Source organism: Cyclobacterium qasimii M12-11B (genome assembly GCF_000427295.1).
Taxonomy (GTDB): Bacteria; Bacteroidota; Bacteroidia; order Cytophagales; family Cyclobacteriaceae; genus Cyclobacterium; species Cyclobacterium qasimii.
In genome coordinates this window covers 139,228-164,296 of sequence record NZ_ATNM01000091.1, presented here as the reverse complement: position 1 = coordinate 164,296, position 25,069 = coordinate 139,228, and the positions used below count along the sequence as shown (strand labels likewise).

The 25,069-nt window shown below is 38.7% G+C and carries 18 protein-coding genes, 1 other RNA gene and 1 pseudogene; 4 read left to right on the top strand and 16 right to left on the bottom strand.

Annotated elements, in window-relative coordinates; genetic code table 11:
• Positions 1-4 precede the first annotated feature (4 nt).
• Positions 5-376, bottom strand: a complete 372-nt coding sequence (locus ADICYQ_RS09505) for a DUF7009 family protein (protein WP_020888702.1) — start codon at positions 374-376, stop codon at positions 5-7.
• Between the two features lie 332 nt (positions 377-708).
• Here ADICYQ_RS09505 and ADICYQ_RS09500 point away from each other — a divergent pair, with 332 nt between their 5' ends.
• Entirely contained in the window at positions 709-1,392 is a 684-nt protein-coding gene (locus ADICYQ_RS09500) for a DUF2461 domain-containing protein (RefSeq protein ID WP_020888701.1), read from the top strand.
• Here ADICYQ_RS09500 and ADICYQ_RS09495 read toward each other — a convergent pair.
• From ADICYQ_RS09495 to ald, 3 genes are all read right to left on the bottom strand, one after another.
• A complete protein-coding gene (locus ADICYQ_RS09495) occupies positions 1,389-2,204 on the bottom strand; it encodes a Cof-type HAD-IIB family hydrolase (RefSeq protein ID WP_040415411.1) in 816 nt (271 codons plus the stop codon). The two genes, ADICYQ_RS09500 and ADICYQ_RS09495, sit on opposite strands and share 4 nt — an antisense overlap.
• A 30-nt stretch (positions 2,205-2,234) precedes the next feature.
• Entirely contained in the window at positions 2,235-3,572 is a 1,338-nt protein-coding gene (hemN, locus tag ADICYQ_RS09490; RefSeq protein ID WP_040415409.1) for an oxygen-independent coproporphyrinogen III oxidase, read from the bottom strand.
• 127 nt (positions 3,573-3,699) lie between these two features.
• Positions 3,700-4,821 (bottom strand): alanine dehydrogenase, encoded by a 1,122-nt coding sequence (gene ald / locus ADICYQ_RS09485; protein WP_020888698.1) that lies wholly within the window; start codon positions 4,819-4,821, stop codon positions 3,700-3,702.
• A gap of 354 nt (positions 4,822-5,175) precedes the next feature.
• Between ald and ADICYQ_RS09480 the strand changes: the two genes are divergently transcribed.
• Entirely contained in the window at positions 5,176-7,596 is a 2,421-nt protein-coding gene (locus ADICYQ_RS09480) for an alpha-ketoacid dehydrogenase subunit alpha/beta (protein ID WP_020888697.1), read from the top strand.
• Positions 7,597-7,614: 18 nt separating this feature from the next.
• On the opposite strand, the gene ADICYQ_RS09475 is transcribed toward ADICYQ_RS09480, so the two are convergent.
• Complete coding sequence (locus tag ADICYQ_RS09475; RefSeq protein WP_020888696.1) at positions 7,615-8,286, bottom strand: hypothetical protein; 672 nt, start codon at positions 8,284-8,286, stop codon at positions 7,615-7,617.
• 77 nt (positions 8,287-8,363) lie between these two features.
• Here ADICYQ_RS09475 and ADICYQ_RS09470 point away from each other — a divergent pair, with 77 nt between their 5' ends.
• Positions 8,364-9,359 (top strand): LuxE/PaaK family acyltransferase, encoded by a 996-nt coding sequence (locus ADICYQ_RS09470; protein WP_020888695.1) that lies wholly within the window; start codon positions 8,364-8,366, stop codon positions 9,357-9,359.
• Between the two features lie 183 nt (positions 9,360-9,542).
• Here the strand turns inward: ADICYQ_RS09470 and ADICYQ_RS09465 are convergent, their stop codons facing one another.
• Together ADICYQ_RS09465 and rnpB are read right to left on the bottom strand one after the other, a co-directional pair.
• Positions 9,543-10,700: a sigma-54-dependent transcriptional regulator gene (locus ADICYQ_RS09465; protein WP_020888693.1), complete on the bottom strand. Its 1,158-nt coding sequence runs from the start codon at positions 10,698-10,700 to the stop codon at positions 9,543-9,545.
• Positions 10,701-10,728: 28 nt separating this feature from the next.
• An RNA gene (gene rnpB, locus ADICYQ_RS25905) (RNase P RNA component class A) lies at positions 10,729-11,129 on the bottom strand.
• Between the two features lie 371 nt (positions 11,130-11,500).
• On the opposite strand from rnpB, the gene ADICYQ_RS09450 reads away from it, so the two are divergent.
• A complete protein-coding gene (locus ADICYQ_RS09450) occupies positions 11,501-12,070 on the top strand; it encodes a DUF3109 family protein (RefSeq protein WP_020888690.1) in 570 nt (189 codons plus the stop codon).
• 36 nt (positions 12,071-12,106) lie between these two features.
• On the opposite strand, the gene ADICYQ_RS27395 is transcribed toward ADICYQ_RS09450, so the two are convergent.
• From ADICYQ_RS27395 to ADICYQ_RS09405, 9 genes and pseudogenes are all read right to left on the bottom strand, one after another.
• Positions 12,107-14,374, bottom strand: coding sequence for a lipid-A-disaccharide synthase N-terminal domain-containing protein (locus ADICYQ_RS27395; RefSeq protein ID WP_020888689.1), 2,268 nt, complete (start codon positions 14,372-14,374; stop codon positions 12,107-12,109).
• Positions 14,371-15,120 carry a glycosyltransferase family 2 protein gene (locus tag ADICYQ_RS09440; RefSeq protein WP_020888688.1) on the bottom strand — a complete coding sequence of 250 codons (750 nt, stop codon included), beginning with the start codon at positions 15,118-15,120 and terminating at the stop codon, positions 14,371-14,373. The genes ADICYQ_RS27395 and ADICYQ_RS09440 overlap by 4 nt, the downstream gene beginning before the upstream one ends.
• Before the next feature lie 10 nt (positions 15,121-15,130).
• The gene (locus ADICYQ_RS09435) at positions 15,131-17,485 is read right to left on the bottom strand and encodes a TonB-dependent receptor (RefSeq protein WP_235114519.1); all 2,355 of its coding nucleotides are present in this window, start codon (positions 17,483-17,485) and stop codon (positions 15,131-15,133) included.
• Positions 17,486-18,058: 573 nt separating this feature from the next.
• Positions 18,059-19,387, bottom strand: coding sequence for a sensor histidine kinase (locus ADICYQ_RS09425; protein WP_161625592.1), 1,329 nt, complete (start codon positions 19,385-19,387; stop codon positions 18,059-18,061).
• The gene (locus ADICYQ_RS29650) at positions 19,332-19,505 is read right to left on the bottom strand and encodes a helix-turn-helix domain-containing protein (protein ID WP_316929289.1); all 174 of its coding nucleotides are present in this window, start codon (positions 19,503-19,505) and stop codon (positions 19,332-19,334) included. The genes ADICYQ_RS09425 and ADICYQ_RS29650 overlap by 56 nt, the downstream gene beginning before the upstream one ends.
• A gap of 17 nt (positions 19,506-19,522) precedes the next feature.
• Complete coding sequence (locus tag ADICYQ_RS09420; protein ID WP_020888683.1) at positions 19,523-20,008, bottom strand: response regulator transcription factor; 486 nt, start codon at positions 20,006-20,008, stop codon at positions 19,523-19,525.
• A gap of 299 nt (positions 20,009-20,307) precedes the next feature.
• On the bottom strand, positions 20,308-21,615 hold the full coding sequence (gene murA, locus ADICYQ_RS09415; RefSeq protein WP_020888682.1) for a UDP-N-acetylglucosamine 1-carboxyvinyltransferase: 1,308 nt from the start codon (positions 21,613-21,615) through the stop codon (positions 20,308-20,310).
• On the bottom strand, positions 21,615-22,292 hold the full coding sequence (locus tag ADICYQ_RS09410; RefSeq protein WP_020888681.1) for a DUF4290 domain-containing protein: 678 nt from the start codon (positions 22,290-22,292) through the stop codon (positions 21,615-21,617). The genes murA and ADICYQ_RS09410 overlap by 1 nt, the downstream gene beginning before the upstream one ends.
• Before the next feature lie 107 nt (positions 22,293-22,399).
• A pseudogene (locus tag ADICYQ_RS09405) lies at positions 22,400-24,645 on the bottom strand (ATP-dependent helicase).
• Positions 24,646-25,069 lie beyond the last annotated feature (424 nt).

Sequence of the window (25,069 nt, the reverse complement as noted above, 5' to 3'; positions counted from 1 at the left end):
TGTACTAGGCTTGAGGATTGGGAAAATTGTCTTTTTCATTTTCCCCAGGCCTTTTGTGGAGACATTGAAAATCTTTTTCAATTAAAACCTGAAGGTTGGCCCCATCCTCTAAAGAAATAGTCTCGGATATTCCTACTTGATCAGTGTTGGCCCAGTTATCTATCTTTGATGCAGGAAGGTTAATGCTCAATTTCCCCTCCAAAAAGCTTACAGTGAGTTTATCCCCTATGTCTGGAATTTCCAGGGCATATACGAATGCGGGATAAGGAGCAGGAAATTTTAGTTCTTCTCGTATGGCTATTCCTTTTGCTAGCTGATTGACTTCAGTTTGAGAAAGTCTTAACCGAATAGCGTCATTATGGATGCGTATTTTCATAGATTTAAATAAGGTTATAGCACGAAATAAGGAATTGAAATAATGTTGTAATGATAGGTGAATATAACCTTAATTATCCAATTTTGAGGATAAGGGCATTTGAAAGGCCTTAACCTATGCTATCTTGTAGTTTTTGGTAGCCATGCTTTCCTCCTCTTTAATTAGGGTTATGAAAGTATCTTTGACGATGGAATAGGAGGTTATTCTCAGTCGTTTTGATTATGAAATATTTAAAAAGGTATAGGCAGATTGACCTTGAAAATTTTTGATTTCGCCGAAAGTATACCCAATTTACCAACAGTAAATCTTCCTTCAATTTAGCGTTTGTTTACATGCCAAATAAAGACCTTTTAAACTTTCTTACTGAACTGTCTATCAACAATTCCAAAGAATGGATGGACGAAAACCGTAGCTGGTATGAACAAGAGAAAGCCTCTTTTCTTGAAAGTGTAGCTGAGATATTGGCCCAGTTAAGTAAATGGCAACCGGGATTTTCAGAATTGCGGCCTAAGGACTGTGTCTTTAGGCAAAATAGGGACATTCGATTTAGTGCCAATAAAGCCCCATATAAAAGCAATATGGCTGCTTACTTTTCAGTAGGAGGTAAGAAATCAGAAGGGCCTGGATATTATGTGCATGTTCAGCCTGGAGCATCCTTTGTTGGTGGAGGAATATGGATGCCGGCAGCGCCTATTTTAAAGAAAATCAGGCAGGAAATAGATTATTCCGGCGGGGAATTGAAAAAGTTACTGTTGTCTCCTGAGATAAAAGAAAATTTCGGCGAGATGCAAGGTGCAAAACTTAAAACCTCTCCAAAAGGCTTTGAGAAAGACCATCAATACATTGAGTATTTAAGGTACAAAAGTTTTATTCTCTCTCACCCTTTCTCGGATGAGGAAATCCGATCCGGAGCATTCGTAGCCAGTTCTTTGGAAGCTTTTTCAAAAATGAGACCCTTCCATGCCTTTCTTAATAGCGCAATTTCTACTACTGATGAAGACGATATTCTGCTCTAAAGCAGTAGCTTTTCAATGGTTTTAGCTACGCCGTCCTCGATGTTTGTGGCCGTAATTTCTTTTGCTACAGCTTTTACTTCATCTCTGGCATTGGCTACAGCCACCCCATATCCGACTTCCTCTATTAGGGAGATGTCATTGTAATTGTCGCCAAAAGCAAGTGCTTCACTCATGGGGATTGCAAGCTCAGCTAAAACTTGTTTAAGGGCAGAGGCTTTCGAGATCGCCTTAGGAGCAATTTCAATATAAGTGTCTTTTGATCTGTACAAATGCAAGGAAGTGCCTTGCGTTTCGATCAATTTGTCATAAAGCCATTGAATTTCGTCCGCATTTCCCATGCACATCACCTTATGTGCACCTCTTCTATTTTCTTCCCAGTTTCCAATTACAGCATGATGATGGTCTAAAGTTGCCTGAACTTTTGTGACCATTTCTTCTTTTATGGTCCATTTGTCTCTGGTAGGAGCATACCAATTGTCTCCTGAATACAGGCTGACATGTACCTTGGTTTGCCCGGTCAACTGGAAAATTTCACGGCAGGTTTCTGTTGATATATAGGTTGAATCAACTTGCTGGTAATCTTTGTTTTTGGAACGAATCACAAAGCCACCATTGTAACAAATCAGTGGATTGTCGATTCTTTTAAACTCTTCCAACAAATGAGCCATGGCACTGGGCATTCTAGAAGATGCTAGAATGATAGGGAAATCCGACGGCAAAGCAGCAAAAACATCCAGGGTTCTGGCTGATAATTGTCTGTTTTTATCTAAAAGGGTACCGTCGATATCGGTGCAAATGGCGCTAATTTTCATTTTTAAAAAGGTTTGCCCGAAGATAATCAATCAAATGGCTTTACTAAAGACAGCGCTGGATTTTTCTGAATTTTGAACGTTTGGGTCAAAGGCCATGCAAATATTTCTTACAAAAGGTTTGCCAGCCTCGGTAATGTTAATTTCACCCTCTTCAAAGGATATCAAACCTTCAATCAAGAATTCCATAAGTGAATCAGGGATTTTATCACATGCCTGCCACGGGGCTTTATGGTTGCAAATCAGATTCATAATGAAAGCTTTGGTAGTCAAATCTGTTTCGCTTTGAACATGCCCTTTAATTATAGGGAATTCGCCATTTTCTATTTTCTCCAAATATGCAGAAATGTTTTTTTCATTTTGGCTATAAGCATAGTAAGCGTCACTAATGGCACTGCATCCCAAACCCAGCAGTATTTTGGATGGTGAGGTGGTGTAGCCCATGAAATTTCGGTGTAGCGTACTGTTTGATTTGGCATTCAATAATGGGTCTCCTGCTAGTGCAAAATGGTCCATGCCAATTTCTTCATAGCCCATTTCTTTGAGCCAGATCTTCCCTTGTTCATAGAGCATTCTTTTTTCACTTTCATTCGGTAGGTGCTTTTCAAAGGATTTTTGCGAAGGAAATACCGAAGGAAGGTGGGCATAACTGTAAAATGCTATGCGGTCGGGAAGTAATTCGCTGGTTTTTTTAAAGGTGTTTTTTAACGTTTCTAAGGTCTGATGGGGGAGTCCATAAATAAGGTCAAAATTTATAGAGCTGTATCCAGCTTTTCTGCTTTCATCTGTCACATATTTGACTCTATCAAAAGGTTGGATTCGGTGAATGGCCAATTGAACTTTGCTGTCAAAGTCCTGAATACCATAACTAACTCTGTCAAAGCCAAATCCTGCGAGTGTTCGAAGATGCTCAATGGTTGTATTGTTTGGATGGCCTTCAAAACTAAATTCAAAGTCATCCATTTTGGTAGATGCCTGGGTAATATGGTTGATCAACGTATAAAGTGCTGAGGGGGAAAAAAAGGTGGGAGTCCCACCACCCAGATGTATCCCAGCTAATTTTGGTTTTTCTCCCAATAACCTGGTATACATGTCCCACTCCTTCATTAATGCAGAAATATAGGGCAGCTCAACCTTGTGGTTTTTAGTAATGCGTTTATTACAGCCGCAATAGGTACACAAGCTTTCGCAATAAGGAAGGTGAATGTACAAGCTTATGCCTTCTTCCGGACCAAAATTTTGATAGGCGCTGGTAAAGGACTTGGCCCAGTTTGTAGGGTTGACTATATTGTTCCAGTGCGGTACAGTTGGGTAAGACGTGTATCTTGGAGCAGGAACATTGTATTTCTGTATCAGGGAAGGTTGTATCATGGCCACAATAAATTGATTTGGGGCACAAATTTCCCAATACTTAGCTCCCTAAAGCATGAGAAAAATGAGAGATTTTACTGATATAGATCATGTTTAATATCCCGAAAAACTATTAGAAAGGTCTTGGCTAATGGTGGTTTAAATAGTAACTGACAGGTACATGAGGTAGGTTGAAAGTGTCTGCCACGGCTTGGTACACGATATCCCCTTTGATGATGTTGAAGCCGAAACTCAGCTCAGGAAATTTGATACAAGCCTTTTTCCAACCTTTTTGCGCCAGTTCCAAGGCATAGGGAAGTGTTGCGTTGGTGAGGGCTAGTGTGGAGGTGTAGGGTACTGCGCCAGGCATATTGGCTACACAGTAATGCAATACTCCGTCGATGGTGTAGGTGGGGTCTTCGTGAGTTGTAGGTGTACAGGTTTCAATACAGCCTCCCTGGTCTACGGCCACATCCACCAAAACAGTTCCAGGAAGCATTTCTTTTAGCATGTCTCTGGTGATCAAGTGTGGGGCTTTAGCACCGGGTATCAGCACTGCGCCAATGATCAAGTCTGCGGTTGGGATAAGGCTTCTAATGTTGAATTCATTCGACATCATTGTTTTGACGTTCTTGGGCATTACAGTTGATAGATAGCGCATCCTGGAAAGAGATACATCTAAAATAATCACATCGGCCCCAAGGCCTGCAGCCATCCATGCTGCTTGAGTACCTACAATACCTCCTCCTAATATTATCACTTTGGCAGGAAGCGTTCCTGGTACACCTCCCAGTAATATACCTCTACCGCCTAGTGGTTTTTCCAGGTAGTTGGCGCCTTTCTGTACAGACATTCTTCCTGCCACTTCTGACATAGGGATCAATAAGGGTAGGGTTTTGTCCTCTTTTTCTACTGTTTCATAAGCCAGGCAGATCGCCTTACTATTGATCATTGCCTGTGTGAGTGGTTTATTGGAAGCAAAGTGAAAATAAGTAAACAGCAAGTGGTTCTCCTGTATAAGTGGGTACTCTTCTTCGATAGGCTCTTTTACTTTCATAATCATGTCCCCCTTACTGTAAGTTTCTTCTATGGAGGGCAGAATTGTAGCACCGGCTTTTTGATAAGCCTCATCAGGGAATCCACTGCCTAGTCCTGCAGTTTCCTGTACAAATACCTGATGACCATTCTTGGTGAATTCCTGGGCGCCTGCTGGGGTGAGGGCAACCCTATTTTCATTGTTTTTAATTTCCTTTGGGACGGCAATGCGCATGTTAGTGGCTTTAGGGTTAACGAATTAATCAAATATAACCAGTACATCCCCACAAGAAAAACGATTTACCGAAAAATAATTTTTATTATTATTTACTTTTTTTATTATTACAACTATTGGTTAATTCACTTTAAATGAGGTGTATGCAATTAATATTTAGTTGCCATGCTGTTAAATGATAAAGTTTTCATTCTTAATTCGAAATAATATTTCTTTGAGGTCGTTTATTTATAGTTATTGCAAAATAATATTGTTTTATATTCATTTTGGCTCCTGTTATAAATTGGGATAACTCCAAAAATTGTGTATTTTTGAAATCCTTGGATTTTCAAATGGTGAAAAATGGCTTAATTGATGAATACTGAATATTTCCCTACACTTACGAAAGAAAGCGTAAACACTTTTGGTGTACAAAATGTTTTGAATGACTATAAATTGGTCATGATAAGCAGGCATGCGTCATTGACCGTACGGAAAGAGGTTTTTATGGGTAAAGCTAAATTCGGTATTTATGGGGATGGCAAGGAACTGGCGCAAATAGCCATGGCGAGGTTTTTTCAGTTGGGTGACTTCAGGTCAGGATACTACAGAGATCAAACTTTGTTGTTTGCTATGGAGGAACTTAGCCTTCAGGAGTATTTTGCTCAACTGTATGCACATACTGATATTAAGGTGGAGCCGGCAACGGGTGGTCGCTTGATGAATGGGCATTTTTCAACCAGGTCCTTAAATGAGGATGGGAGTTGGAAAAACCTCATGAAAATAAAGAATTCAACGGCCGATGTTTCTCCAACAGCCGCTCAAATGCCCAAATTGCTAGGGATTGCTTATGCATCCAAGCTTTTTAAAGCAAACCCTGCGCTACATCATATGACTGAATTTTCCAATAAAGGAAGAGAGGTAGCATGGGGGACAATAGGGAATGCCTCCACGGCAGAAGGAATGTTTTTTGAAACGTTTAATGCTGGAGGCGTTTTACAGGTGCCTATGGTGATTTCTGTATGGGATGATGATTATGGTATTTCTGTCACCAACGATTTACAAGTAACAAAAGCAAGTATTTCCGCAGCCTTAGAAGGTTTCAAAAGAGATAATGAGCATAAAGGATATGAAATCATAGTTGTAAAAGGCTGGGATTACGAGGGATTGGTTAATGCTTATAGTAGGGCTAATAAAGTAGCTAGGGAGCAGCATGTTCCTGTATTGGTGCATGTAATCGAGATGACCCAACCACAGGGGCATTCTACATCAGGATCCCATGAAAGGTATAAAAGCAAAGACCGACTTGCTTGGGAAGCTGAATACGATTGCGTAGTTAAGTTCAAAGAATATATTTTAGACAATAAAATTGCCTCTGAGGAGAAATTGGATCAAATAGATGCGGAAGCGAAGCAACTTGTTAAAGAAAGCAAGGACAAAGCGTGGAGAGCATTTACAGCTTCGATCAAAAAGGAATTAGACGAAGCCGTAGTTTTGTTGAGTGAATTGGCGAAAAATACTCAAGGGAATGAAGCGCTTTTTCGAATGGCAGATGAACTTAAGCAGACGCTGAACCCTGTTCGTATGGATGTCATTAGTACCGTCCGAAAAGCCTTGTTATTGGTAAGAACAGAACCGGTTGAAATTAAGGCCAGACTCCAAAACTGGTATAAAAGTCAGTCGAAGTTAAATGAGGATAGGTATTCAAGTCATCAATACAGTGAATCCGAGTTTAGGGTTGGGGCAATTGCTCCTGTTGAAGTCAGTTATGCTGACGAGCCAGCTTTATTGGATGGACGTGAAATTCTGAAAGCTTGTTTCGATGCCATACTCACAAGAGACCCCAGGGTTTTTGTGATTGGTGAAGATGTTGGTTTGATTGGAGATGTTAATCAGGCATTTGCTGGTTTGCAAGCCAAGCATGGTGATTTGCGAGTGACAGATACTGGCATACGTGAGGTGACCATCATTGGGCAAGGCATTGGTGCAGCATTGAGAGGTTTAAGACCTATCACTGAGATTCAATACCTTGATTATTTGATTTATGCGTTAATGACCTTATCGGATGATTTGGCTTGCCTGCATTATAGAACCAAAGGCGGTCAAAAAGCACCGTTGATTATCCGTACAAGGGGACATAGACTTGAAGGCGTTTGGCATTCAGGTTCTCCTATTGGCATGATCTTAAGCAGTCTTAGAGGTATATTATTGTGTGTACCAAGAAACATGACCCAAGCAGCGGGCATGTACAATACGCTTCTAGAATCAGATCAGCCTGCCATCGTTATTGAAACACTGAATGGCTACAGGCTTAAAGAAAAAATGCCTTCCAATATTGGGGATTTTAAAGTGGCCCTGGGGAAAGCTGAAATACTACAAGAAGGAAAAGATATCACAGTAGTGACGTATGGTTCCATGTGCAGGATTGTAATGGAAGCTGCAAAACGACTTTTTACAATAGGGATTTATGTGGAGGTTATAGATGTGCAGACTTTGATGCCATTTGATCTTGAGCAGGTGATTTTAAATTCAATAAAGAAAACCAACAGGGTTGTTTTTGCGGATGAGGATGTCCCTGGTGGAGCATCAGCATTTATGATGCAGCAGGTGCTGGAAATGCAGAATGCCTATTATTATCTCGATTCTCAACCAATGACGCTTTCGGCAAAAGAACATCGCCCAGCTTATTCATCTGATGGGGACTATTTCTCCAAACCAAGTGCAGATGATGTTGTTGAGAAAATATATGGAGTGATGCATGAAGCAGACCCAGGAAAGTACCCTTCAATTTTCTAATAGCTATTAATTCCTCAATCAGCGTTCAATCTGTGATAAGGTGAAATCAGGCGTGGTGACCACATTGCTTTCATTTAATGCCCTGTCCTTGACTTTTAACTCTAGTCTTATGGTGTCATTTCGGAATATGCTATTCCATCCCAAAGATAACATGGAGTACCGGATCTTTCCTTCTATGGCCCGCAACTGTTCGGTTTCAAGCATTCGCGGAAAGCGGCCATTAAATGTGGTGAAGTAAGGAGGGTCTGACCAATTGAATTCAGTGTAATTACCGCCCCTTTTGATAAAGAATTTAATCAATATATTGTAGTAATCTTCATTCTCTGATACCCATAAGGTGTCTTTGATCTCCTGATTGTTGATCAATGGGAAAATAACCCAATCCCTGTTATTGAAGTCTGGAGCATCGTCAGGTCGTTCGCTATAAGTGATAAATTGACCCGCTTCATTGGTGAAATAATTGAGTTCATTAAAAGGAGGGAAGATATCTGTGGCATTTAAGCCTAAATCTCCTTCGGCATCACGAAAGTCTAGCGTTACAATTAATGAATCTGACCCTGCCGTCTGAACAAATTCCAGATCATCAAAATCAATTTGTGGTACCGTTGGGAAATTATCCGGTGGGGAAATGCATCCAACCCATACTGAAAGTAAGAGCAGGGTAATGATGGTGTGATTTTTTAACTTCATAGGTAATCCGTAATTTTACACTTCCGCCTCTGTGAATGTAAAAATGATCAAAATTTGGGTTTTACCATAAAATAACGATGAATTCTTTTAAAAGTTTTTCTGAAAAAATTAAATCTGGACAGATCCAGGATTTTGATGCCATGGCCATGGATGTATTTATCTATCAGTCTACCCACAATAAAATTTACCAGAGGTATCTTGAAGTAAGGGGGATACAGCCAAAAGACATTACGGAAGTATCCGATATTCCTTTCTTACCTATAGCATTGTTTAAAACTTCAAAGGTTATCTCAGGACCAGCGCATTTATATGATTTCTGGTATTCCAGTAGTGGGACCACAGGTCAGGAAAACAGCAGGCATTATGTATGGTCCAAAGCCTTTTACCTGGAACATTGTGTCAATAACTTTGAGGCGGTCTATGGGGCTTTAGAAGATTTTCATGTCTTGGCATTGCTTCCTTCTTATTTGGAAAGGGAAGGCAGCTCTCTTGTAGACATGGCAGCCCATTTTATTGAGAAAAGTAAATCCGATCAATCCGGATTTTATTTATATGAACATGAGGCTTTATTGGGAAAAATGGAAAGCCTTAAAAATGACCGAAAAAAAACATTGTTACTTGGCGTGACTTTTGCATTGTTAGATATAGCAGAGATAACGGATGGCCACACAGATTTTGGTGAGGTGATCGTTATGGAGACCGGTGGCATGAAAGGAAGAAGAAGGGAAATGATTAGAGAGGAAGTTCACACGGTACTCCAGGCTGCTTTTAAGGTGGAGCATATTCATTCAGAATATGGAATGACTGAACTTATGTCACAGGCCTATTCACCAGGAGAGGGTAAATTTTGGTGCTCTCCTTTTATGAAGGTGCTGATAAGGGATGTATATGATCCTTTTGCTTATACCTCTGGTACCACAGGTGCAATTAATGTCATTGATTTGGCCAATTTCCACTCTTGTTCCTTTATAGAAACAGAAGATCTGGGCTTGCAAAACAAAGACGGAAGCTTCACAGTTTTGGGGAGAATGGATAACAGCGAAACGAGAGGCTGTAATTTAATGATCAATTAATTTTGTATTTATTTAGTATTTACACATATTTGGCTTAAATAATTTTATAATATGAAAACTTTAATGACAATTTTGGTGGCTTGTGCGATTTTGGTATTGTCTTCATGTGCTTCTAGCAAACCCTGCCCAGCTTACGCAACAACAGGTGATGTAGAAGCAAATGGTTAAATACTAGGCAGCCATTCAATAATCGGCATACTTTTTAATGTCTTCGGTAGAGATACTTTTACCACCGAGTATTACCAGTCTTTCGATAACATTTCGGAGTTCTCGGATATTTCCTGTCCAGGGAAATTCCTGTAACTTTTGAATGGCAGCTTTATCTATTTCCTTTTTTGCAGTCCCATACTCTCCGGCAATATCTCCTAAGAACTTGTCTACTAGCAATGGTATGTCCTCACTTCTGTCTTTTAGTGAGGGAACCTGAATAAGTATGACACTTATTCTATGGTAGAGATCTTCCCTGAAGTTACCTTCTGCAATTTCATGCTTTAGGTTTTTATTGGTAGCAGCCAATACCCTTACATCGACTTTAATGTCTTTGTCTCCTCCTACACGAGTGATTTTATGCTCTTGCAAAGCCCTCAATACTTTCGCTTGAGCTGAAAGACTCATGTCACCTATTTCATCCAGGAAGAGTGTTCCCCCATTTGCTTGCTCAAATTTCCCTTGTCTTTGTTTTACAGCTGATGTAAAAGATCCTTTTTCGTGCCCAAACAGTTCACTCTCAATTAACTCAGCTGGTATGGCAGCACAATTGACCGCAATAAATGGGGCTTTCTCCCGATTGCTTTTTTGATGTATCCAGTGCGAAACCAATTCCTTACCAGTTCCATTAGGGCCTGTAATTAGAACCCTGGCATCAGTAGGAGCTACTTTTTCTATTGTTTCTTTAACTATGGAAATGGCTTTGGATTCACCGACCATATCTAGCTTTTTAGAAAGCTTTTTCTTAAGCACTTTCGTTTCCTGAACGAGATCCTTTTTGTCTAAGGCATTCCTTACGGTTAGCAATAGGCGATTTAGATCAGGGGGTTTAGGAATAAAATCGAAGGCTCCTTTTTTGGTAGCTTCAACTGCCGTTTCTATGGAGCCATGAGCAGAGATCATAATAAATTGAGGCTGCTTACTTAGCTCAGATGCTTTGGTAAGAACTTCCATTCCATCCATTTTTGGCATTTTGATATCGCAAAGAACCAAGTCAAAATCCTCGTTTTTTATCATTTCGAGACCTTTTTCACCATCTTCGGCTTCAAAGATTTCATACTTTTCATACTCAAGAATTTCTTTAAGCGTAGACCTGATGACTTTTTCATCATCTATTATTAAAATTTTCGGCATATTAAAGCGATCCGTTAATTAGTAAAATTAAAAGTGCAGGCCTATAAGCCGGGTTCTGTAACTTTTTACAAAGTGCTTGTCATTTATCTAGCCTTTTCTTCACAAAAAAGGTCCAACGACCTACCCACTCCGGTTATCTTGTTAGATTTGGACGAGCAGCCCAGTGACCGGAGCCTATTTGGTCTTTCAACCCATAAGGTTTGCCTTGCAATATCGGTCACCCGATACCCGGTGGGCTCTTACTCCACCATTTCACCCTTACCCCAACTGGAAAACCAGCTGTGGCGGTTTTCTTTCTGTTGTACTGTCTGTTATTCTGGTATTCCTACCAGGACACCTTCCCGTTAGGAAGTATGGCGCTCTATGTTGCCCGGACTTTCCTCTTTCCTTGGTGAAATCACCAAGAACAGCGACAAACCAGCCTGCACTTCACAAAAATAAATTAAATAAAGCCATTATTCACAATCCTATCGGTTTTTATTAATGCTTTCCCGTTTTGATATCCGTAAAATCTATTTTTCGCTTCAGATTTATTGTTTATATTTCTATAGAAAATGTAACCAAAAACTGACTCAAGGCTATGAAAGATTTATTTAAAGGATTAATCGCTGGATATGGTGCCTACAAATTAGGTGGTGGGTGTTTTAGTACTGTCCTGGTTTTTATCTTGATTTGGTTCCTTTTGGGCCAATGCAGTTAAGGTGATAATTCTGGTCAAACAACCCACTTAATTACTGCATAGGTTAGGTTTTATTTTTAACCTATTCAGGAAAAGAATACCTTTGTAAAAAAATGAGTATATGATATTAGTTGGGAATGCAGTAATCAGCGATGACATAAAGGAGCAATTTTTTGTTTGCGACTTAGGAAAATGTAAAGGCGCTTGCTGTGTCGAAGGTGATGCTGGAGCACCCCTTACAGATAATGAAATAGAAATCCTGGATAAAGATTATCCTTCAATAGCCCCTTTTCTCACAGATCAGGGCAGAGAAGCAATTGCCGAAAAAGGTACTTGGGTAATTGATCAGGAGAACGAGAAGGGTACAAGTACCATTGGAGAAAATGGTGCTTGTGCTTTTTCTATTAAGGATGATAGAGGGATTCTGAAGTGTGGGATAGAAGACGCCTACAATCAGGGCAAAACAACCTTTAAGAAACCGGTAAGCTGCCACCTGTATCCAATCAGAATCACAAAGTACGATGAATATGAGGCGTTGAATTATGACAGATGGGAAATCTGTGATGCAGCCTGTACATTAGGGAATTCCCTAGGCGTGCCCTTGTATCGATTTTTAAAAGATGCATTGGTGAGGAAATTTGGGGCAGAATGGTATGCAGAACTACTGGAAGAAATAGGAGTGGAGGAGTAAATTCCTCCTGTTTTTTTATTATAAAAGCCTTTTCAATTAAGGCTTTATTTTTTTTATTAACCTTACTATTTTCCATCCATCTATTTCCGTTAGTTGTCGCCAGCTAAAATCCCCATCAGATTGGGGTAATATTTTTTTGCTTTTCACTATCCAAATGGACCTATCTGGAGCTGATGAAGAAATCCAATTAGGGTTTGACTTCAGGTTTATAAGTTGGCCTTTCCAGGTCTGATCTTGTTGAAATTGGGTTTCTCTATTCAAACTTTCGTCTCCATCAAAAACAGAAATGACCTGAAGATTGGAATTGAAAAGTACAGAAGGTAATCGTTTATCGTAAATGTATACGTGACTCTCTGTCTTTTCCTGTACTGAAATCCAATCTGTAACCCGATGGGTGTCGTTAATAATCCCAGGGTTTTGACTTAAGAAATAGGTGGACATACAGGTCAACCCTAAAGTGAAAATAAATGCTGATATTACTGTACGATCTACTTTTCTGATTTTCACTTGCTGAATAGCGACCAATAGAGACGCAAGTATAAACCAGATGAAATAATATTTATAATTGAGGGAGATTTCAGGATCGATGAATGGCAGGCTTAATAGGGCAATCATAAGGATAGTATGATAAACAGTTTGAAACCTTTCCCATAATTTATGCTGGGCAGGTTTCAGTTTTTCCCAATAGTAAATCGCACCAATTGCCAAACCAGGATAAAGAGGTAATATATACAAGACCAATTTTGATTGACTCATAGAGAAAAACAACAAAGGCAGAAGTACCCACATTAGCAGAAGGGTGCCAATGTTTTGAAAGTCCTTCCATCTTCTTGGTAGTTGCTTAAATAATAGGATTGCCCAAGGAAAGGCAGTTCCCAATAAAACGGCGATGTAAAACCAAAAGGGCTGCCCTCTTTTGAAAGTATCTGTAGCAAATCGTTGGATAGTATGTTTAAACAGGAAATAATTTAAAAATCGGGCATCTTCTAAAAATAAGTAGACAAACCAACTTAGCCCAATTGCCAACATGAGTATTAAGCCTATTACATGTGTTTTCCAGGATCCAAGATTCTTTTTTTGCACCAATCCTTGAAACAAGGCTACCATAGCTGGTACAATTAATACCACAGGTCCTTTGGTAAGAAATCCAATGCCGAGGAAAACATAACATAGGACAAGAAAAGTGGAGTTTTGTTTCTTACAGTATGAAAACCAAAAATACATGGCTGTAAGAACAAATACGGTCAAATACATGTCTGTCGTCAGGGCTCTACTCCCGATAATCAAAGTAGGGAACGAGGCATAGAGCATAGCAGCAAGGAATGCATGATTTGTGTTGTTAAAAAAGAGCATTGCGATCTTATATACAAGCCAAATCAATATCAATGCGGACAGTTGGAGAAATAGACGGGCAGAAAAAGGTGATGTTCCAAAAAGCTTAAAACTAACAGCGGTCAGCCAATAGGTTACTGGAGGTTTATGGTAATGATAAATCCCCATCAACTGTGGGTGTAGCATGTCACCACTCGTTAACATTTCTTTCGAAATCTCAGCATACCTTGCCTCACTCGATTCTGTTACAGACCATGAACCAAGGTTAAAGAACAAGGCCAAACCTGTAAATAACATTAGAAGAAAGAGTCGGATTTTTTTTAACCTGTAAAGGTAGGTTTGATGGCTGGTATTCGCCTTTCCATAGTAAATCATAAGATTGCGCAAATAGACAATAATTCCAAATGCTTGCCCGATAAATAGTACACTGTCTTTTCTATATATGGCATAGGAAGCGATGAGTATTGCACCTACAAAACTAATGTACCAAAAGGCAACAGGAAACTCAGCTTTCCTTTTCTTTTCAGCGTAACGCCATTGTACTACAAAACGTAAAGTGAAAATGGCCTGGCCAAAAGTTCCCCAAGTTAATAGTACACTACTAATTTCAGGGTTATTTACCAACAAGAAAAAATCATAATGTGCGATTAACAGCAGATAAAGTAAAAATAATAGAGGAAGCAGCAAAAATAACAACCTCAATGTAGTTGTAAAAGCACTCCATGCCTTGAGAATCTGTAAATTACGGATGTATATGTAGTAGCCAATTAACTGTCCCCCAACAATTACCATGTCCTGGCGAAATGTCCCATAAACAAGAAGAAGAAAGGAAGCCATTAAACTCAATTGCCAAAAAATGACAGGAGACAATACTTTGCCTGCCTTTTCAGACTTTACTAGCTGAATAAGGAATCTTGCAGAGAAAAGTCCTTGAGCTAGAAACCCAATTCCAAGTAAGGCCCAGTTTTTCACTTTATTTCGATTTTATTTTTTCCGATGGAGCTTTGATAAATTATAAAGGGTGTTTGTCTTTTCATCATCCATCTGATAGCGAAAGTATCCTGCAATGGCGACAATAGTCGATTCCAAACGTTAAATTTTGACTTCCCGGTTAACCTTGGGTAATGCTTGATAGGAACTTCTACAATATCTTTTCCTTGAAGTAATGCCAAAGCAGGGAAAAAACGGTGATTCCCTTTGAAGAAGGGCATGTCTAAAGCAACTTTCCGTTTAATGATTTTTAGCGGACAACCTGAATCTCCTACATTATCGTGTAGGAGAGCATTCCTAAACCAATTGGCTAATTCTGAAGATAGTTTTTTTATTCTACTGTCTCTACGTACCTCTCGTTTACCAGTTACCAAATCGTAATTATGAATCAGGTCTTCTAGTTTTAAAAAGTCAGATGGGTTGGTTTGTAAATCAGCGTCTATATATCCCACCCAATAGGTGTCTGCAGTTTGAAATCCTGCTCGTATGGCAGCACTAAGCCCTGTGTTTTTTTCAAAGGATATAAAATCCACATAGTCATATTGGATGCAAACCTTTTTAATCTGAACCAAACTCTTGTCGGTAGAGCCATCATCCACAAAAATGATCCTGACAGCTAAACTGGTATTGTAAAGGTAATTTTCAAATGCAGGAATAATACCTTTAATACCAGCCTCCTCGTTGAAAACAGGGATAATTATAGTAATACCATTAGGGGTTTCTTTCACAGTAATACGGTTAAAAATTGTAATTATAGCCGATTCTCAGCACTTGAGTTTCGTAATAGTCTGAACTGGTGTAGCTGAAATTATTTCCATTTATTGTTTTTTGAATAATCATGGTATTCAATAAATCAGTGGCATTTACAAACAACTCGCCTTTTCCTTTTTGCAGGGTCTTTTTTACTCCCATATCCAGTGAAAACCTACGCTTAATTTTTCCTTGTGGAATGATATCAGGAGCCAGGTAAATAATGGTCAACAGGCCTGTTGTGGATTCAGAAAACTTGAACTTGGAATTCAATTTAAAATTCCCGGAAAAAATTTCCTGCTTAGTCGCACTGAAGGTATGGGGATAGGGGTAAAGGTTTTCTACCGAAAAAGCATCGATCTGGTTTTTGAATCCAAGTAAATTCAAATCAAACGAATACCATTTATTAATGTCCTGGTCATAAATTATTTCTAATCCTGAATTATAACTTTTGCCAGCATTCTGGAATATGGCATAGATTAAATTACTTTGCCCGTAGGTAGTAGAAATCCTGGTGATTGACCCCGTCACCCATCGCTGATACCCTGCAAGATAAAGAGATCCTGAATTCCATACTGTTTTCCACCCAAGCTCAAGGGCATTTGTAAATTGAGGTTTCAGGGCTGGATTCCCTACCTTGATAATTTCAGCATCGTCGTATTTGGGGAATATTCTAATGTCCACTTCATTAGGTCTGTCAACTCTCCGATTATACGATCCGGTAATTTTATTATTACTGTTGATTTTATAGGAAATTCGTGAATTTGGAAAAGGTTGAAAATAACTATAACCATCGCTTGTATAGGTAGGATGGTTAGGATTTACCTCATATTTTAAGTTGACATATTCAATCCTAAGCCCCAATTCAGCATCAATTTTTTTGGTTTCATAGGTGTAATTGCCATACACCGCTGGAATAGTTTCCTTATAGGTGGCAGCTCCTCCTGCAAGGGAATCTATAGGTGAATTCAGGCCGGGGAAAAATTGCATATTTGTAGGGATCCATCTTCGCCTAACTTTAAGACCCGCTTCATACCTTCCATTTCTTTGAGGCTTTACAAAATCAAAGGTGGCGTCCACTACATTTTCATTGGAAAGTAATTTAAAAGCATCTTCACCATTAGAAGAGGGTAAAGTATTTGTAAAGAAATATTGCTCATCCTCTCTATGGAAGGTATAGTTGACTGCAGCGGAAAGTGTATGCCCGGGATCTACATATTGATGGGAAAATGCGAGTGAACCCATAACAGTGGTTTTTAGCTCATCTTCCAGAAATTGCCATAGTCGCAAACGTTCCGAATAATCTTTTGTGAAAAATGGCTGGTCTCCTTTGTCTATTATTTTCTCACTTCCAAAAAGGCCTGAAATTGTCAAGGTATTGATGGAATCAATTTTCCAGTCCAACCCTAAGTTTGAAGTGAAAAAATTAGTGTTTCTGTTTCTTTTAAGTTGCTGATGTATGACTGACCCATCCTCATATACTCTTGTAACAAATTCGTTTTTATTTAGTGTCTGGGTATAAAGATTGTCTGCAGTCAGGTAAAGATTAATGTTCTTATTCCTATAAATTAAATTAAGGGAGGGGTTGACTTTTGGGGTTCTAGCATACTGTGGTCTTATTCCTGGCAAATTTGCCTTCTTTTCCCAAAGGGCACCCTGTCCTAATGCCATACCGACCTTACCATTAAAACCTTCTTTTTTCTCTTTTTTTAGAATAACATTAATGATACCGCCATTCCCATTTGCATCATATTTAGCAGATGGATTATTTATAATTTCAATTCTTTCTACGGAGGAGGATGGTAGGTTGTCCAAATTTGCTTGGTTACCAAAACCAGTTAATGCGGTCTGTTTACCGTCAATTAATATTGCTACCCGGTCATTTCCTCTGATTTGAATTTTGCCATCCTGAACACTCACGCCTGGTAGATTTTGCATTGCCTGAAGAATAGATCCGCCGCTTTGACTTATATTGGTGGCCAAATTATAGGTTTTTTTATCCATCTTTTGGTTAAGCCCTTCTTCCACCCCAATGACCTCTACTGTCTGTAGTTCTTGAAACGCTTCTTTCATTAAGACCTCTCCAATATTTAAATAAGGAGAATTTGACCCTATAAATATGGATTTGAACTGTATTTCATACCCGATCAATCGAATCTCTAAATTATAATCTCCGGGGATTACTTCTGTCAAGGTAAAGCGCCCTTTCTCATCGCTTATTGTGCCAGTGATAAAGCTATTGTCATTTTTTGCATTTAAAATAACATTGGCAAAGGATATGGGTTTTAAGGAAATTTGACCCAGAATTTTCCCCGAAATCTTTACTTTCGGTTCCTGTGCCATAACTCCTTGTGTGAGTTTAAGAAGAACAAATAATAAACAGAAAAGTACTCTCATTTTTGATTAATAAATGAAGAAAAAGAGCTAGTTCAAGCCCGTTTTACTATTGTATTTTGAAAGATGGCGGTATGCTCAAAACTTCTAATGACACGACAGGCATTTCGAAATTAAAATAAGAGAGAAAGTATAAATTTTGGCCTTAAATGATGAATCAAATTGAATGAAATTCCTCAAAAACCCTGCTTTAAACCGGAAATCACAATAGACAATCTATTACATGCTAAAAGCGCTTCAAAATCAGTCAATCGTTACTATTTTCAATTTTGCCATTGCATTGTTAGGCTCAATCTCCAAACTACTTGATAACGGTAAAATCAATTTCCATGGGGTTTTAACCCATGGAAAAGTGAAACACATACATGGGGTTTTGGCAGAATTGTTGCTTTTTTCTGCAATGATGCTGACTAAATCTTTACCTATATTAGCTTTATATCGTTACAGCAAGGTGTTCCAGTCCACGTTTAATCTCTTTTCAATATTCAAATGTGCCAATGAAATTAGAAGATATTTTGAATTTTAGAATTGTACTGAAAAAATATGCATAGAATTTTTGAATTTGTAGCTTACCGTCCAACCATTTTGCTTGCAAATTTCCTTAACAATAGCGAGCCCCAGGCCGCTATTTGTCGTAGCAGTGGTACTTATGGAAAACCTTTCAAAGAGTGCTTTTTCTTCTAATTTGTTCTGCCCAGAATTTGAAATAGTCAATTCCCTAATGGATAATTTTACTTGAATAAATTCACCAATAGGAGTATGCCTGATCGCATTAGAGAGCAAGTTGTTGATTAAAGTTTCTGCTAAAAATTTACTGCAGAATGCGGTTTCAAAATCTTCGATTTCTTTTTCAAACTTGATGTTTCTCTCCTCGATATAATCATGGAGCAAGTCTACGCTTTTATCAATAAGAACCAGAAAATCCACTTTTTCCAGATCTGCAAATTGGCTATTTTCAATTTTCGCAAGTAACAAAAGGTTTTTATTAACCCTTGTCAATCTGGACAATGGGAGTTGAATACCTTGTATTAAATCAGCATGTTTCTGGGAGAGGTTTTCTTGCTGGAGGAGAATGTCGAGCTTTGATTTTAGCAAAGCAATCGGTGTCTGAAGTTCATGAGAAGCATTGGCTACAAAGGATTTTTGCTGGTTATAAGCATTTATACTTTGATTGATAAGGGAACCTATGGTTTGATTCAACTCGTTAATTTCTTCAATGTCACTTTCTTCAAAAACCACCTCCTTTCCCTCATTGATATCAAATGACCTTAACTTTGAGAGGGTGAGGTAAAAAGGTTTCCAAACTTTTTTTGATATGCTTTTATTTAATCGAATAAAGCCAAAAACAAGCAGCCCATACATCAGTAAAGTAATTATGCCAATGGCGAAAATTGTTTCATAGGATTCTTCTACATTGGTTTCTACGTTAAGTAAATAGGGCTTTTTGTTGATTTCTATTACAGATTGTAATCCACGAAAACGATCCCACTCATCTTCATATTCATTGTATTTGGTGATCTCATAGATGCTGTCCGGTTTGGCGTCTAAGTGACTTAGGCTCGTAATGGATGAACTGGGTTGTAAAATATTCCAGGTGTTTAATATGGTTTCTAAATCCTTCTCAGAGACATGTATTTGATCAAACCTATTTTCGATCCGCTCCATTATTATCTCGTGATTATCATCGATTTCGGTCACCCAAATCCAATCTACCACCAGAAAATAACTAGGAATACTAAGCACCAAAATAGCAAGAGAATAAATTGAAAATGCCTTAAAAGGACTGTCTAGAAGTTTATGCTGTTTCCCATTTGTATCCCGTTCCATAGATGGTTTTAAGGTAGCCGCCATAATTTTGTTCATTTAGCTTTTTCTTGAGATTTTTTACATGAGCGTAAACAAAATCAAAGCTATCAAACATGTCCGCTACATCTCCTGACAAATGTTCCGCTAATGCGCTTTTGGGCAAAACCCTGTTTTTGTTTCCTATAAAAACAATAGTAATTGGTATTCCTTTCGGGTAAGTATTATGGGAAGTGAATTAATTGTTACTGTTTTAGAAAGCAGGTCGATTTGTAGCTCCTTGAATACAATTAAATTTGAGGAATCAAATTGCTTTCGCCGAATGACCGAATGGATTCTAGCCGCCAGTTCGGAATGATGAAAAGGTTTGGCTAAATAATCGTCAGCGCCGATATTTAAACCTTTTATTCTGTCCTCTAAAGCATTTTTAGCCGAAATAATGATTACGCCGTCCTGCTTGTTTTGGCTTCGTAATTCCTGTAAAATTTGAAAGCCATCCCCTCCAGGTAACATGAGGTCAAGCAAAATACAATCGTACATGTACAAGCTTATTTTTTCTAATGCAGAATTAAAATCATAAGCTACTTCGCAAAGGTAATTTCCTGAAGTCAAGTAATTGACAATATCTGTAGCCAATTCTTTCTCATCTTCAATTACCAGGATTTTCATGGTTTTAATTTATGCATTTATATTGAAGACATAAAAAAAATACCAAAGAACAGAAAATAAAACCATTTATTCACCTGTGCTTTATTTATACGTAATATGGAATAACGTTACTTTTACGTGAAAAAATCACCTTGCTGTTCTCAATTGTCGATCTAAGAATACTTATTGCGGCCCTGGAACCTGGGGTATAAGTATAGTCAAAATAGAAAATCTAATATCATTGAAGACTAAAAGCAGCAATAGTAAGGATGACTATTGCTGCTTTTAGTTTTTTAAAAATGTGATTTGAAATTTATCTGCTAATTAAACCTTACGATATCTGCTCCTAAGGCATTTAGTCGTTGATCGATGTATTGATAGCCTCGGTCTATTTGTTCTACATTGTCTATAATCGATACTCCTTCAGCAGACATGGCTGCAATCAAGAGGGATACTCCTGCCCGTATATCGGGGGAAGTCATTCGAATACCCTTTAGTGGGTACTTTCTATCCAATCCGATTACGGTGGCTCTGTGAGGGTCACACAAGATGATCTGGGCACCCATGTCAATCAATTTATCCACAAAAAACAATCGGCTTTCAAACATTTTCTGATGAACCAAGACAGTCCCTTTGGCTTGAGTAGCCACTACCAATACAATGCTTAGTAGATCAGGGGTGAAACCTGGCCAGATAGCATCTGAGACAGTCAATATAGATCCATCAATAAAGGTGTCAATCTCGAAATGTTTTTTAGCAGGTATGAAAATATCATCGCCTTTAATTTCGAGCTGAATGCCTAGCCTTCTGAAAGTATCAGGAATAATCCCCAATTTGTCTACTTGGGCATTTTTAATGGTGATTTCTGATTGGGTCATGGCCGCTAAGCCAATAAAAGAGCCAATTTCTATCATGTCGGGAAGAAGTCTGTGCGTAGTGCCTTTAAGACTCTTCACTCCTTCAATTTCTAAAAGGTTCGAACCTATTCCAGTAATCTTGCCGCCCATGCTATTGATCATTAGGCATAGCTGCTGTATATAGGGTTCGCAAGCCGCATTGTATATGGTTGTCTTACCTTCAGCCATTGCAGCAGCCATAAGAATGTTTGCAGTGCCTGTTACAGAAGCTTCATCAAGTAACATGTAAGCGCCTTTCAGCTTACTGCCATCAATTTTATACAATCCTTTTTTAGCGTCATAATGAAACTTGGCACCAAGGTTTTGGAAACCCGTAAAATGAGTGTCCATTCTTCTCCTACCAATTTTATCTCCTCCTGGTTTGGATATTCTCCCTTTTCCAAATCGGGAAAGCAAGGGGCCCAAAAGCATTACGGATCCTCTTAAGCCAGAGGCTTTCTCGAGATACTCCTCCGTTTCCAGGTAAGATAGTTTGATGTTTTTAGCCGTAAAAGAATAGCTTTCCGGACCAAGTTTCTTCACGATTACTCCCATGTCAGAGAGCAATTCAATTAATTTATTGACATCCCTTATATTGGGGAGATTGTTAATAATAACTTCCTCAGGTGTAAGTAATACGGCACAGAGGATTTGTAAGGCTTCATTTTTAGCGCCTTGAGGAGTGATTTCGCCTTTCAGTTTTGTCCCTCCGTTTACCCGGAATGATGCCATTAATTTCTTCTTTTTTTGCTATTAGAATTGCTATTTCTTCTTTTCCCTCCCGTATAATTCCTTCTTCCACTGTTGGTATTATTGCTTGCAGGGGTAGTTGGAACATTGCTTTTGAAATCTCTGCGCATGCTGGTTTCGAAAAGACCATTTTCCCTGACCTTTTCAAGATCGATGTGGAGTTTTCCTTTGGAGAGGGTCTTGATGTCATCTAAAATGATGGCATCATCAAAGTTTTCCCTATTCCATGTAGAGTGAAAGCTTCTCATTAGCTGCCCAATATAGATCAAGGCAATTTCTTGCTCTTCATCATCTTCAATCTCAATGGCTTTCTCTATGAGTTTTTCAATGTTTCTGCCATAATGTTTGAATCGAACTTCTCCCTTTGGATAACCTATCGGCAGAGGCTTTTTACCTAAAAGCTCCTTTTCAGGCATTGGGAAAGGTGCATCGACCTCTAGAGAGAAATCAGACATAATGTACATGTCATCCCAAAGCTTTTGATCACTTTCGGTTTTTAATAATGGATTGAGTTGTTTCATCAATTCCACTAGGGCATATGCATACTCTGTTCTTTTGTCTTGCTCTGGAACAGTCTTTACATAATCCACTAATTTTTGGATGTTTTTTCCGTATTCTTTCAAAATAACTTTGTTTTTAGGCTTTTCATTATTTACCATGACACCTTCATTTAAGTTTCCTGAACTCTTCTCAATATACTAATGTCAATATACTAAAAAATATGCATTAGTAAGTTCCTGGCACTTCTGGTGTCTATGGATATTTTCTATTCCACTATGCGAAGCTTTGCAAAGCTAAGTAATAATGTTTTATCTCCAAAATGCTCGAAATGAATATGTGCTTTTCTGTTCGTTCCTTCAGTTTCAATGGCATGGACTTTACCAAAGCCAAACTTAGGATGTTCTATCTTCATGCCCTCTTGCAAGGAGTTAGTATTGGATGGTTTAAAGTTAGGCCCCGGATCATGTAACTTTGTAGTGGTGCTTCTCATGGCTGGCTTTTTCTTTAGCCCTACAAAGCCCTGTTTGCCTTCGCTCTCTCTAAAAGAACTAGAGAGTTTTGTGCTTATTTTTTTGTTAACCTTTATATAGGTTGGGTCAATCTCTTCCAAAAACCTACTTGGCTCACAATTCAATAATCTACCATACCTGTATCGGGTGAGTGCATAGCTGAAGTACAACTTTTCCATGGCCCTGGTGGTGGCCACATAAAACAAACGCCTTTCTTCCTCCAGATCTTCCCTGCTTTGCATCATCATCTGGGAGGGGAAAAGGTCTTCTTCCATTCCTACCACAAAAACATACTTAAACTCCAGCCCTTTGGAGGAGTGTATGGTCATCATGGTAACGGTGTCCTGGTTGTTTTTGTTCTGGTCCTCATCCGTAAGTAAGGCAATTTCTTGAAGAAAAGCCCCTAAGGATTTGTCTTCATTCTCTGAATTGTCTACGTATTCCTTAATTGCATTGAGTAATTCCTGAACGTTTTCGTACCTGTTGAGTCCCTCTATGGTTTTGTCTTCGTATAAATCCCGCAACAGCCCAGATTGTTTGGCGATAGAAGTAGCCGCTTCAAAAGCATCCTTTCTTTCTATCTCCATTTTAAAACTGTTGATGGTTGTGCAAAAATCGGAAACAGCATTGGCACCTCTTCCGGACAAGAAACTCTTGCTATTTGTGAGTACTTTCCACAGTGAAATGTCATGCTCGTAAGCGCCAACCAGCAGTTTCTCTACACTTGTATTGCCGATTCCTCTTTTAGGATAATTGATGATTCTTTTGAAAGCTTCCTCATCTTCCTGATTGACAGTGTACCTGAAATAGGCCATGAGATCTTTAATTTCCTTCCTTTGATAAAACGAAAGTCCTCCAATGATCCTATAAGCTATTCCTGATTTCCTCAGGGCCTCCTCCATTGACCTGGATTGGGAATTGGTCCGGTACAATATCGCAAAGTCACTGTTGCTTAATTGTTTGTTGTTTTTTCTTCAAAAATTGTTGCCGCAACCATTCTGCCTTCCTCATTGTCAGAAGTGGCCTTCATTAATTCAATCAGGTCTCCAGAGTCATTTTGCGTCCAAACATTCTTTTTAAGTTGTGATTTGTTTTTGGCAATGATAGAATTGGCTGTTTCAACAATGTTTTTTGTGGAGCGGTAGTTTTGCTCCAATTTTACCACAAAAAGATCAGGATAGTCCTTTTCAAAATTGAGGATATTTTGAATGTCGGCCCCTCTAAATGCATAAATACTCTGTGCATCGTCGCCTACTACACAGATATTCTGATGAACTGCCGCCAGTTTTTTTGTGATAAGGTACTGTGAAAGGTTGGTGTCTTGAAACTCATCCACCATTACGTATTTGAATCGTTGCTGGTATTTGTACAATACATCAGCGTGATCACGGAACAAAACATTGGTGTTGAAAAGCAAATCGTCAAAATCCATTGCAGACGACCTGAATAACCTGTTCTGATAGGTTTTGTAGATTTCCCCCATTTTTGGTTTCATGGCAGCTTCATCATCTGCTGCAATGTATGGATCCTTCAGATAGGCTTCCCATCCTATTAGTCTGTTTTTAGCACCAGAGATCCTGGAAAGTACCGTATTGGCTTTATAGACTTTATCGTCCAACTTCATTTCTCTTACAATAGATCGGATGAGCGATTTGCTGTCGTCACTGTCATAAATGGTGAAATTACTGGGGTAACCTAATTTAGAAGCTTCCACTCTCAGGATTTTTGCAAACACAGAGTGAAAGGTACCCATCCAGGTATTTCTAGCCTCAAGCCCAATAAGTTTTTCTATTCGCTGCTTCATTTCACTGGCAGCCTTATTGGTAAATGTTAGGGAGAGAATCTGAAATGCATCAACCTTCTTTTGACGTATTAAATGGGCAATCCTAAAGGTAAGTACTCTGGTCTTTCCGGACCCTGCTCCTGCAATAATCATAACTGGACCATCTGTTTTTTCGACAGCTTCCAATTGAGGAGGGTTGAGGGTGGCTAAATAATCCATATAATAGTTAATTTATTGTATTCAGGGAGGCAATTCTAGCAGGCTCAAAGTTATCAATTCTTTTCCAGCTTATCCTCTGATACAATTTTAATGTCTGTATTTTTAAAAATCGTGAATATAAGGTAATAATTTTTAAGCTTTAAAACTTGTTACCTGCTTTATGCCAAGGCATAAATTGTTTTAATAGGGGTATAAGCCCTATCAGTAATAAATATCTTCCCCATGGTGAAATCACTTTAATCTAATGGTAGGCCGTTTATTCTAATCCAAACCCATCCCTGAAATTGCCAATAGTTATTGTTGAATGAATTGGGTATTAATGTCCAAATTCCATGCTTGCAAAAACAAAGCTAGAATGTGTCTGTCAGAAAAAAAGTGTCGTAGATAATATTAAACCAAATGAAAGAAGTGGTTTAAATTTAAC